The organism is Allokutzneria oryzae, assembly GCF_042429765.1.
In the GTDB taxonomy this organism is placed as follows: Bacteria; Actinomycetota; Actinomycetes; order Mycobacteriales; family Pseudonocardiaceae; genus Allokutzneria; species Allokutzneria oryzae.
Genome location: NZ_JBHLZU010000009.1, coordinates 172,075 through 184,538, shown reverse-complemented (window position 1 = coordinate 184,538; position 12,464 = coordinate 172,075). Strand labels below are relative to the sequence as shown.

Annotated in this window: 6 protein-coding genes; all 6 read left to right on the top strand. The window is 71.6% G+C overall.

The annotated features are described in order from the left end of the window. Positions 1–48: 48 nt before the first annotated feature. The 6 genes from aroA to ACFFQA_RS10570 are packed head-to-tail and all read left to right on the top strand — an operon-like array spanning position 49 to position 12,463. The gene (gene aroA, locus ACFFQA_RS10595) at positions 49–2,913 is read left to right on the top strand and encodes a 3-phosphoshikimate 1-carboxyvinyltransferase (RefSeq protein WP_377851584.1); all 2,865 of its coding nucleotides are present in this window, start codon (positions 49–51) and stop codon (positions 2,911–2,913) included. 2 nt (positions 2,914–2,915) lie between these two features. Continuing rightward, a complete protein-coding gene (locus ACFFQA_RS10590; RefSeq protein WP_377851695.1) occupies positions 2,916–4,055 on the top strand; it encodes an acyl-CoA dehydrogenase family protein in 1,140 nt (379 codons plus the stop codon). Further along, complete coding sequence (locus ACFFQA_RS10585; protein WP_377851583.1) at positions 4,052–4,840, top strand: SDR family oxidoreductase; 789 nt, start codon at positions 4,052–4,054, stop codon at positions 4,838–4,840. Before ACFFQA_RS10590 ends, ACFFQA_RS10585 begins: the two co-directional genes overlap by 4 nt. Beyond that, on the top strand, positions 4,837–6,726 hold the full coding sequence (locus ACFFQA_RS10580) for an oxidoreductase (RefSeq protein WP_377851582.1): 1,890 nt from the start codon (positions 4,837–4,839) through the stop codon (positions 6,724–6,726). The genes ACFFQA_RS10585 and ACFFQA_RS10580 overlap by 4 nt, the downstream gene beginning before the upstream one ends. After that, complete coding sequence (locus ACFFQA_RS10575) at positions 6,723–11,246, top strand: acyltransferase domain-containing protein (RefSeq protein ID WP_377851581.1); 4,524 nt, start codon at positions 6,723–6,725, stop codon at positions 11,244–11,246. The genes ACFFQA_RS10580 and ACFFQA_RS10575 overlap by 4 nt, the downstream gene beginning before the upstream one ends. A gap of 14 nt (positions 11,247–11,260) precedes the next feature. Continuing rightward, positions 11,261–12,463 carry a cytochrome P450 gene (locus tag ACFFQA_RS10570; protein WP_377851580.1) on the top strand — a complete coding sequence of 401 codons (1,203 nt, stop codon included), beginning with the start codon at positions 11,261–11,263 and terminating at the stop codon, positions 12,461–12,463. The last annotated feature ends 1 nt before the right edge of the window (position 12,464 follow it).

The following is a 12,464-nucleotide window of genomic DNA, read 5'->3' as shown; positions in this document are numbered from 1 at the left end:
TCGCTCCAATTCGCCCATTGTCGCGGCGAAGAGTCGGAGAAACGTGCAATGCGCTTAATTGTCAAACAGGCGGTCGACCCTGTCGTGGGCCGGTTCGTCATTCCCCCGTCGAAGTACCACGCGCACCGCGCGCTGCTGCTGGCCTCGCTCGCGCCGGGACAGACCCGGATCGTCGGGCTGTCCGACGCGGGCCACGTCCGGCACACGATCTCCGCCCTGCGCCGCCTCGGCACCCGCGTCGAGGTCGACGGCGACGACTTCCTGGTGCGCGGCGGACGGTACCGGCCGCGGCGGCCCGAGGTCTCCGTCGGCAGTTCGGGCACCACGCTGTACTTCCTCACCGGACTGGCCAGCCTGGCCGAGACGCCGGTGACCATCGTGGGCCAGAAGTACTTCCAGCGCCGTCCGATCGGTCCGCTGCTGGGCGCGCTGTCCGACCTGGGGGTGCGGCTGCACTCGTCCACCGGCTGCCCGCCGATCGAGGTCCGGCCGGGACGGCCGCGCGGTGGACACGTGCGCATCCCCGGCACGTTGTCGCAGTGGGTCTCCGGCCTGCTGATGCTGGCGCCGTTCGCCACCGGCCCGAGCGTGATCGAGGTCGACGGCGAGTTCAACGAGCGGTCCTATGTGGACCTGACCGTGCGGATGATGCGCCAGTTCGGTTTGCACGTCGAGGTTTCCGAGGACGGCAAGCGGTTCGAGGTCGAGCCCGGCCAGGAGCCCGTCGCCACCACCGTCGTCCTGCCACCGGACGTGGGCGCCGCCGCCTTCGGCTTGGCCGCCACCGCCCTGCACCCGGCCGACGTGCTCTTCCACGGGCTGCCCGCGGTGCCGGCGCACGAGATCGACCACCCCGAGGCCGACCTGCTCCGGATCGTCGCGGACATGGGCCTGCCGATCACCGCCGACCCGGCGACCGGCATGGTCCGGGTCCGCCACAACGGGATCCGCCTGCGCCCGGCCGAGGTCGACTGCCGGTCGGTGCCGGACATGCTGCCGGTGCTGTCCGTGCTGGGCGCGCTGGCCGAGGGCACCACGGTGTTCGACAACGTCGCGCACGTCCGGCTCAAGGAGTCCGACCGCGTGCAGGCCATGATGCAGCTCAACAAGATGGGCGCGCGCCTGGAACAGCGCGGCGACCAGCTGCTGTGCCACGGCGTGGACCGGCTCACCGGCGCGGACCTGTCGTCGTTCAACGACCACCGCGTGCTGATGTCGCTGGCGGTGGCGGGGACCTTCGCCGAGGGTGAGACGCGGCTGACCTTCCCGAACGCCTACCGCATCTCGTACCCGCGTTTCCTTGACGAGATGGGGAACGTCGGCCTGAACATGTCGGTCGCGCCCAGCCGGGAACGCGCCCGCGCGGTCACCATCGGAGATCAGCTCCGCAAGCTCGCCGCGACCCAGCCGAACGCCGTCGCGGTGATCGACGCGGGACTACCCGGGGATGCCGAGCGGACGCTGACCTGGCGCGAGCTGGACGAGCAGGCGGACCGCATCGCCACGCTGCTGCTGGAGCTGGGCGTGCGGCCAGGTGAACCCGTGGCCTACCAGCTGCCCAACCAGGCCGAGTTCGTCGCGCTGGCCATGGCGATCGCCCGCATCGGCGCGGTCAGCTGCCCGCTGATGCCGATGCTGCGCCAGCGCGAAGTGTCGTACATGCTGGCGAAATCGCGGGCTCGTGTGCTCGTCGTGCCCGCGAGCTTCCGCGGCCGCGACTACCCGGCCGAGGTCGCTGACTTGGGCATGGAACACGTGCTCGTCGTCGGTGACGGCTTCGCCGAGGCAGTGGCTCGTGTGGTCCCGGACCGCGCCGCGCTCGACCGCCGCGCACCGTCCGTGGACGCGCCCGCGCAGCTGCTGTTCACCTCCGGCACCTCGGGCGAACCGAAGGGCGTGCTGCACCGCATGAGCACCCTCACCCGTGCCGTCACCATGGAGATCAGGCACCTCGGCCTGACCGCCGACGACCGCGTGTTCATCCCGTCGCCGCTGGCGCACCAGACCGGCTTCCTCTACGGCATGTGGCTGGCCGTGGTGCGCGGTGTTCCGATGATCCTGCAGCCGGTCTGGGACGGTGCGCGAGCGCTGGAGCTGCTGCGCCGCCACGGCGGGACCTTCGTGCAGGCCGCCACGCCGTTCCTCGGCGATCTCGTCGAAGCCGTTGAGCGCGCCGGTGAGCGGCCGGAGGCGCTGCGGATCTTCGTGGCGACCGGTGCCGCGGTGCCGCGCGCGCTGGCCGAACGCGCCACCCGGACCTTGGGGGCGGCCGTGTGCGGTGCCTGGGGCTCCACCGAGACGTGCCTCGGCTCGCTGTCCGCACCCGGGGACGAACCGGCCGCCATGTGGGGCACCGACGGCAGGGCGCTCGCCGGAATCCGGCTGCGCGTCACCGATGACGCGGGCAACGAGCTGCCGTCCGGCCACGAGGGCAACTTCGAGGTCAACGGACCCTGCCACTTCATCGGCTACCTGGATCGTCCTGAGTGGACGGCCGAGGCGCTGAGCGAGGACGGCTGGTACCGCACCGGTGACCTCGCGGTGATCGACGACGCGGGCTACGTGCGGATCAACGGCCGGGTCAAGGACGTGGTCAACCGGGGCGGCGAGAAGGTGCCCGTCGCCGAGATCGAACAGCTGCTGCACACCCACCCCGCGGTTCGGGACGCGGCGATCGTGGCGATGCCCGACCCGCGGTTGGGTGAGCGCGCCTGCCTGTTCGCCGCGGTCGACGGTGAGCTCGACCTGGACGGGGTCCGCCGGTTCCTGGACGAGTGCCAGGTCGCCAAGCCGTACTGGCCGGAGCGGCTGGAGATCGTCGACCGGCTGCCACGCAACCCCACCGGAAAGGTGCAGAAGTTCCTTCTGCGCCAACGGATCGAACAGCTGATCACAGGCGAGGACGGGTCGTGAGCATGGACGACAGGGCATTCCGGACGCTGGTCGAGGACGTCGAGGCGTTCGTGCGCGGCCCGGGGGAGCGCTACGCCGCCGAGATCGAGCGCACCGGCTCGGTCCCGGCCGAACTGAAGCGGGAGCTGCGCGAGCGCGGGTACCTGCGCCTCGCCGCACCCGCCGAGTACGGCGGTCACGGCGTCGCTTTCCCGAAATACCTTGAGCTGCTTGAGCTCTTCTCGATGTCGCACGCCTCGCTGCGAATGCTGGTGCACGTGCACAACGGTGTCTGGCGTTCCATCGACCAGTTCGCCACCGACGAGCAGCGTGAGCGTTTCGTCCTCCCGCAGGTGTCCGGGGAGAAGACGGTCGCCTTCACACTCACCGAACCCACCGCTGGCACGGGCGCGGACCTGCGGTGCAGCGTCAAACCGGAAGGCGACACCTACTACTTGTCCGGCGAGAAGCACCTCATCACGTTCGGCGTGCACTGCGACTACTGGCTGCTCTTCGCCCGTCTTGAGGGCACGACCGGGCGCGACGGCACCGTCGCGCTGATGGTCGACCGTGACACCCCCGGCGTTCTCGTCCAGCCGATGCCGCAGACCATGGGTGTGCGCGGCACCGACCACGCACACCTGGTCTTCGACAGCGCGCCGGTGCCGGTGGCCAACCGACTTGGCGAGGTCGGTCAGGGCTTGGACGTCGCGCTCGGCGGTTTCCTCACACCGAGCCGGATCGCGGTCGCCATGACCTGTGTCGGCCTGGCGCGACGGGCGCAGGAACTCGCGGTGGACCACGCGCAGCGGCGGGTCACCTTCGGCAAGCCCCTGACGGCGCGGCAGGCGATCTCCTTCGCCCTGGCCGAGAACGCCACCGACATCCAGGCCGCGCGGCAGCTGACCCTGCACGCCGCCCGTCAGTGGGTCGCCGGTGCCGCCGAGTCCTCCGCGCTGTCGTCGATGGCCAAGCTCAACGCCGTCGACATGCTCACGCGAGTCACCGACAAGGCGCTGCAGGTGCACGGCGGCATCGGCTACTGGGAGTCCAGCCCGATCGAGCGCGTCTACCGCGACGCCCGCGCGCAGCGGTTCGAGGAAGGCACCAACGAGATCCAGAAGGCCGTGATCGCGCGCGAACTGCTGGGGGCGGACCGATGACCAAGATCACCCTGATCACGGGCGCTTCCCGGGGCATCGGCCGGGCGCTGGCGGTCGCGCTGGCGCGCTCCGGCGGCACCGTCGTGGTGAACTACAAGAAGAACGCCGACCTCGCCGAAGAGACCAAGGCCCTGGTGGAACAGGCCGGGGGGCAGGCGATCACCGTCGCGGCGGACATGGAGCTGCCCGAGGACATCGAGCGGCTGTTCGACACCGTGGCCGAACGCTACGGGCGGCTCGACCATTTCGTGTGCAACGCCGCGGCGAGCGCGTTCAAGTCCATCATGGACCTTCGGTTGCACCACTTGGACCGGTCTTATGCGATGAACATCCGGCCCTTCGTGCTGGGTGCTCAGCGTGCTGTGCCGCTGATGCAGGAGGGCGGCCGTATCGTCGCGCTGTCCAGCTACGGCAGTACGCACGCCTACCCGACCTACGCGGCGCTCGGCTCGGCCAAGGCCGCTATCGAGGCACTGGTCCGGTACATGGCGGTGGAGTTCGCCGGGCGCGGGATCAACGTCAACGGTGTCAGCGGCGGGCTGATCCAGTCCGACTCGCTGGACTACTTCTACGGGGTGCCGGGCATGGCGCCGATCGACACCGTGCTCTCCAAGGTCCCCAAGGGACGTCCGGGCACATTGGACGAGGTCGCCGCGACCGTGGAGTTCCTGCTGTCCCCGGGCGCGGAGTACATCACCGGGCAGACGCTCGTCGTCGACGGCGGGCTGTCCGTGGTGGCACCGCCGTTCACCGAGGACCTGACCTCTCCGCTGGCGCCGCGATGAGCCATGTCTTCCAGCCCGGCCGCATCGGCACCTTCCGGCTGCCGCACCGGATCGTCATGGGCGCCATGCACCTCGGCTTGGAGTCCAAAGAGGACGGTGGCGCGGCCCTGGCCGAGTTCTACGCCGAACGGGTGCGCGGCGGGGCGGGCCTGATCGTGACCGGGGGCGCGGCCGTGAACGCGGCCGGTGCGGGCGGAGCCGACTACGGCGTGCTGACCGACCCGGGGTTCCGGAGCCGGTTGCGCCGCGTCGCCGAGGTGGGCGGGATCTTCGCGCTGCAACTGTTCCACGCGGGCAGCCACGGCGTTGGCGCGGTTGCTCCGTCCGCGGTGCGCAGCAAGCTGACCCGGTCTGTCGCCCGGCCGATGTCCGTCGCGGAGATCGAGGACACCATCGCCGAGTTCGCCTCGGGTGCTGCTGTGGCTCAGCGGTCCGGTTTCTCAGCCGTTGAGGTCATGGGCTCCGAGGGCTACCTGATCGACCAGTTCCTGTCTCCGCTGACCAACCACCGGTCGGATTCCTGGGGCGGGGACGCGGTGGGGCGGATGAAGTTCGGGGTCGAGGTCGTTCGAGCGGTGCGCGCGGCTGTCGACCTGCCGGTGATCGTCCGGTTCACCGGGGCAGACCTCATGCCCGGTGGTGTCCCGGCCGTGGAGGCCGCGCGGTTCGCCACGGCGTTGGTCGAGGCAGGTGCGGATGCGCTCAATGTCGGCATCGGGTGGCACGAGTCTCCCGTGCCGACTGTGCAGGCCCTTGTGCCGCACGGAAAGTGGACGTCGGTCGCCGCGGAGGTGGCTCGCTCCGTGGGCGTTCCGGTGATCACTGGCAACCGCGTCAACCGGATCAGCCAGGCTGAGGAGATCCTGGCGGCGGGTGAGGTGCACCTGGTGTCCATGTCGCGGCCGTTCCTGGCCGACCCGTCGCTGATCGCCAGGGCGCGGGACGGTCACCGGAGCACCGTGTGCGTCGGGTGCAACCAGGCGTGCATCGACCGGTCGCTGGTGGGCTCGGAAGTGAGCTGCATGGTGAACCCGCGCGCGTGCCGCGAGCTGGAGTTCCCTTTGGCGCGTCAGCGATCTCCGCGCCGTGTCGCCGTGGTGGGCGGTGGCCCCGCCGGTCTGCAGGCCGCGCTCACCTCGGCTCGGAGCGGGAGCCAGGTCGACCTGTTCGAGGCTTCGGCGGAGCTCGGCGGGCAGTTCCGGCTCGCCCGGCTCGTCCCCGGCAAGGCCGACTACGGCGTCGTGATCGAGCACCTCGGCGCGGAACTGCGCGCCCTCGGCGGTCGCATCCACCTCGACCGTCCGATCACCGCGGATGACCTGGACCTGATGCGCTCCTACGACAGGCTGGTCCTGGCCACCGGCGTCCGGCCGCGGCCTGTCTCTATCCCCGGGGCGTCGCTGCCCCACGTGCTGTCGTACGCGTCCGCCTTCACCAGTCCGCTCGGCCCGCGCGTGGTCGTCATCGGTGGTGGCGGCATCGCCGTCGACCTCGCCCACTTCGCCTCCTCGGCGGGGCATCGCGTCCAGATCCTCCACCGTGGCAAGCGCATCGCGCCCGCGCTGGGCCGGTCGACCCGATGGGTCGTGCTCGACGCCCTGCGGCGCGCCGGGGTGGGCATCACCGGCGAAGTCACCTTCGAGCGGATCTCCGCGCAGGGCGTGCACTTCGAGTCCGCTTCGGGGACCTCCGAGCTGGCCCTCGCCGACACCGTCGTCATCGCCGCCGGACAGGAGCGCTGCGCTGACCTCGTCGAGGCCGTCCGCGCGGCGGGCATCGACCACCGGCTCGTCGGCGGCGCCCACTCCGCGTCGGGCCTGGACGCCGTCCGCGCCTTCGCCGACGGCTTGACCGTGACCACCTCGTACCTCCAGGAGGCGTTGTGACCGGGCCGCTTCCCCTGCTGCTCTCCGGCGCATCCTCCACGTCGCTGGCAGGCACCGCCCTCGCCCTCGCCGACCTCCTGGACTCCGGTGCTTCGGTCCGTGACGTCGGCTCCTCGCTGCTCGCTCAGCCTCCTCGCGGCCCCCACCGCGCCGTCGTGCTCGCTTCGCCCTCGCCCACCAGCGCCGCGCGCTCACTCCGCAAGCTCGCCCACCGCGTCCCCTCCGCCGAAGTGATCACCTCGCCCAGTTTGTCCCCGGATGAGCCGACGGCGCGGCGACTGGGGTTCGTGTTCCCGGGCCAGGGGTCGCACCGGGCGGGCATGTGCGGTGATCTGCACGAGCGGTTCCCGGTCTACGCGGAAGCCTTCGAGGGCGTCGCGGAACACTTCGCGCCCCTGCTCGACATCCCGATGCGGGAGGTGGTGCTGAAGGGTGCCGGATTGGAGCGGCCGCGGTACGCGCACGCGGCGATGTTCGTGGTCGAGTACGCGCTGACGGTGCTCCTGGCGGACTTCGGAGTCAGGCCGGACGTGGTCGGCGGGTACTCGGGCGGCGAAGACGTGTCGGCCTGCGTCGCGGGCATGGTGGAGCTGCGGGACATGTGCGAGCTCATCGTTGCGCGGGCGATCGCGATCGAGGAGCTGGCCCCGCCGGGCGGCATGCTGGCGGTCCAGGCAGGGCTCGCCGAGGTGGAAGCGGTCCTGCCGGAGAACGTCCACGTCGCGGGGATCAACGGCCCGTCAGCGGTGGTGGTGGCGGGGCCGGACGCGGACCTGGACCAGGTCGCGGAGCGCTTCGAGCGGTCGCGGCGGGTTCGGGTGGACAACCCGTTCCACACCCCGCACCTGCGGTCCACAGTGGACAGGTTCGTGGGAGGTCTGGAAGACATCCCCTGTGCGGAGCCGAGATTGCCGTTCGTGTCCTCGGTGACGGGCGACCTCGTGCACGAGCCGCTGGACGTGGTGGACCACTGGGGAAAGCACTTCGAGCAGCCGGTGCGCTTCGCGGAGGTGGTGGAGCGCATGCGGGAGCTGGGCGTGACGACCTTCCTGGAGGTCGGCCCTGGGGGAACGCTCACCACGATGGTCCGCGGTATCACCACCGCGCAGGCGGTTCCCCTGCTGCACAAGAACTTCCGCGATGACGAAGCCATGCTCAACGCGCTGGCCCAACTGCACGTCGCGGGCCACGACGTCGACTTCTCCAGCTTGTTCGCGGACGCCGAGGTGATCGAGCTTCCCGAAACCGGCGAAGCCCCCGAAGCACTCGACGACCCCGCGACCATTGTGGACGGTCACGTGGCGGCAGTGCTCGGCCTCCCGGAGCTGAGCACCGAGCACCGCACGAGGACCTTCCTGGACCTCGGCCTCGACTCGGTGACAGCCGTGGAGCTGCGCCACCGCCTCGCCACCGCGACCGGGCGCGACCTGCCGTTGACTGTGGTGTTCGACCACCCGACCCCGGCGGAGCTGGCCCAGCACCTCAGCCAGGACGAGCCCGACGACACCGAGGAGACGCCGGAGGCGGCCGAGGGCGACCCGGTGGTGATCGTGGGCATGGCCTGCCGTCTCCCGGGCGGAGCGGACACACCGGACGCGCTGTGGAACCTGTTGCTGGACGGGACGGACGCGATCACCGACGCCCCTTCGCACCGCGGCTGGCAAGGCGAGTGGCGGGGCGGGTTCCTGGCCGACGCGGGTGACTTCGACGCCGCCTTCTTCGGCATCTCCCCGGACGACGCGCTGACCATGGACCCGCAGCAGCGGCTGTTGCTGGAGACCACGTGGGCGGCGTTGGAGGACACCGGGATCGACCCGAGCACCGCCAAGGGCAAGGACATCGGCGTGTTCATGGGCGGCATGGTCGCCGACTACGGCCCACGCCTGCTCGACACAGCGGCGGTTCCGGCGTCGCTGACCGGGACACTGGGCAGTGTCCTGTCCGGACGGATCTCCTACGCCCTCGGCCTGAACGGCCCGGCGCTCACCGTCGACACCGCGTGCTCCTCCTCGTTGGTCGCGCTGCACCTCGCGGCGACGGCGATCCGAGCGGGGGAGTGCGCCCTCGCGGTGGCGGGAGGAGCGACCGTGATGCCGGACCCCGGAGTGCTCGCCGAGTTCGCCAGGCAGGGCGGGCTCGCCGAGGACGGCCGGTGCAAGGCGTTCGCCGACACGGCCGACGGGACGGTGTTCGCGGAAGGGGCGGGCGTCCTGGTGTTGACCCGCGAATCCACGGCGAGGCGTGCGGGACACCGGGTCCTGGCGGTGGTCCGCGGCTCGGCGGTCAACTCCGACGGAGCCTCCAACGGACTCACCGCGCCGAACGGCCGCGCCCAGCGACGAGTGATCCGGCAGGCGCTCCGCCGCGCCGGGCTCCGACCGTCCGATGTGGACGCCGTGGAAGCGCACGGCACCGGGACGAAGCTCGGTGACCCGATCGAAGCCCACGCGGTCCTGGCCACCTACGGCCAGAGCCGGCCACACCCGCTCCACCTGGGATCGCTCAAGTCGAACATCGGGCACACCCAGGCCGCGGCAGGAGTCGCGGGAGTGATCAAGGTGATCATGGCCATGCGGCACGGAGTGCTCCCCGCGACCTTGCACGCCGACCCGCCCTCCACCGCGCTCACGTGGGACACCGTCCAGCTCACCCGGACCACGTCGCCGTGGCCGGAGACGGGGCGACCGCGCCGGGCCGGAGTGTCCTCGTTCGGGATCTCCGGCACCAACGCGCACGTGATCCTCGAACAGGGCGACACGACGCCGAGCGAGCACCGCCACCCGGACCGCACCGTGCCGTGGGCGTTCTCCGCGCGGACCGAGAAGGCCCTGCGGGCCAAGGCGAAGCAGCTCGCGGACCTGACGGCCGACCCGCTGGACGTCGGAGCCTCACTGATCACCACGCGGACAGCTTTCGAGCACCGCGCGGTCGTGCTCGCCGCTGACGACCGCGCGCGTCGCCGGGCGCTGGAGGCGCTGGCAGCCGGTGAAGCCGCGCCGGGAGCGGTCCAGGGCCGCACGGTGAACGGCTCGCTCGCGGTCGTCTTCGCCGGACAAGGCGGTCAGCGCCCTGGCATGGGCTCGGTGCTCCGCGAGCGCTTCCCGGCGTTCGCGGTGGCCTGGGACGAGGTGATGAGCCACCTGCCCGACCTGACAGGGGACCCGCAAGCCACCGGGACGGCACAGCCCGCGCTGTTCGCGTTGGAAGTCGCGCTGTTCCGGCTGATCGAGTCCTGGGGCGTGCGCCCGGACTTCGTGGCCGGGCACTCTGTCGGGGAGATCGCCGCCGCGCACGTCGCGGGCGTGCTGTCGCTGGCCGACGCCGCCCGCCTGGCCGCCGAGCGCGGGAGGCTGATGCAGCGGCTGCCCTCGGGTGGCGCGATGGTCGCGGTGGAGGCCGCCGAGGACATCGAGCTCCCACCGGACGTGGTGATCGCCGCGATCAACGGGCCGCGAGCGGTGGTGGTCGCAGGTCCCGAACGACCGGTTCTGGCCTTCTTGAACGACTGCGCGGCGCGGGGGCTGCGCGCCAAGCGCCTGCGGGTGAGCCACGCGTTCCACTCCCCGCTGATGGACCCGGTGCTGGCCGACCTGGAGAAGGTGGTCGCGGACCTGACCTTCCGCCCGGCGCGGCTCCCCGTGATCTCCACGGTCACCGGCAAGCGAGTCGACGCCGAGCTGGCCGAGCCGCGCTACTGGAGCGACCACGCCCGCAACCCGGTCCGCTTCGCCCACGCGGTCGAGACACTGCGCGCGGAGGGCGTCGGCACGTTCCTGGAGGCCGGGCCGGACCGATCGTTGTCCGCGCTGATCGGCTCGGATGCTGTTCCCTTGCTGCACAAGGACAACGACGAAGAGCTCGCCGCGCTGTCCGCACTGGCCGAGCTGCACGTGCGGGGCGTCGCCGTCGACTTCGGCACGCTGCTGGACGGCGGGCGGCCGACCAGGCTGCCGACGTACCCGTTCGACCGGAAGACCTTCTGGCTGGACAGCTCCGGCGCCGCTTCCCGGCCCGCCACCACCACCGACCCCGGGCTCCGAGAGCAGCTTGCCGAGTGCGAGGACGCACAGGAGCTGGTGCTGTCGGTCGTTCGGCGGGAGCTCGGCTTCGTCCTCGGCGACGCCTCGGGGGTGGAGGCCGACCGCCCGTTCACCGAGACCGGCATGGACTCGCTCGCCGCGGTGCGGTTGCGCGACCGGCTCACCGCCGCCACCGGCGTGACGCTCCCGGCGACCGCCGCCTACGACTGCCCGACCCCGGCCGCGCTCGCCGCCTACCTGGTGGGCCTGCTCCTGCCCGAGCGCAGGACACCGGGCGGGGAGGTCCTGCGCCGGCTGGACCTCGTGGCCGGGGACCTGCCCGCCGTCGTGGACCGCGCGGACCGGGCCCGGGTGAAGGCCCGGCTCCGGGTGCTGCTGGACCAGCTGGAGCCGACCGCGGGTGAGTCCGCCGAGGACCTGTCAGCCGCCTCGAACGAGGAGCTGTTCGCGTTGATCGACCGCGAGTTCGAGGACCTGTGAAAGGAGCACGGCTGGTGTCTGCGAACACGAGTGCCCGCCCGCTGCCACTGCGCACACCGGGCTGCCCCTACCGCCCGGCGCCCGAGATCGCCGACCTCGCCCCGGTGGAGAAGGTCCTGTGCCCGACGGGGATCGCGGCATGGCTGGTGACCGGGTACGACGACGTGCGCGAAGTGCTCGGCGATCCGGCCCGCTTCAGCAGTGCCTCCGGGCAGTTCGGCCACGTGCTGGCGAACCAGCCGCCGGACGCCCCGCTGACAGAGGGCGCCTTCCACCGCATGGACGGCGCCGACCACCTGCGGTTCCGGCGGCTGCTGGCCCCGGCGATCTCCACCCCGAAGCGGATCGAGCAGTTCCGCGCCGGGGTCGAGCGCGTCGTGCACGAGCGCCTGGACGCCCTCGCCACGAGTGGCCCGCCGGTGGACCTGCACGTCGAGTTCTCCCACGCGGTCACCACGGCGGTGCTGGCCGACCTGCTCGCCGTGCCCGCTGAGCTGTTCCAGAAGGCCGCGCAGACGCTCTTCGACAGCGAGGTCGACCGCGCGTCGCTCATCGCCGTGATGGCCGAGGTCGTCGGCTACGTCACGGAGGTGGTCCAGGCCCGCCGCGCCGCGCCGGGAGACGACGTGGTCAGCGTGCTGATCGAGCGCGGCGGGGCGCTCAACGACACGGAGCTGGTCAACATGATCGTCGGCCTGGTGCTCGCCGGGCTGGACACCATGGCCACCGCGATCAGCTACGCGGTCGTGCTGCTGCTGGACCACCCCGAGGACTACGCCGCTCTCGGTGAGGACCCCGGCCTGGTACCGGGCGCGGTGGAGGAGCTGCTGCGCTACACGTCCAACGGCAGCGGCACCCTGCGGGTGGCGGCCGTGGACACCGAGCTGGCCGGGGTGCCCATCGCGGCGGGCGAGTACGTGATCGCCGCTGCGCACGCCGCCAACTTCGACCCGCGCCACTTCACCGACCCGGACCGCCTGGACATCCGGCGTGGGCGCAACCCTCACATCGGATTCGGTCACGGCCCGCACCAGTGCGTCGCCCAGCAGCTGGCCCGGCTGGAGATGGTGGCCGCGCTGGGCGCGCTGACCAGGCGCGTGCCGACGCTGCGGCTGGCCGTGCCGTTCGAGGAGATCGAGTTCAAGTACCAGACGCCGATGGGCGGCCCGGCGCGGCTGCCCGTCACCTGGGACCGCATCGAGGGGGGCCTCCGGTGAG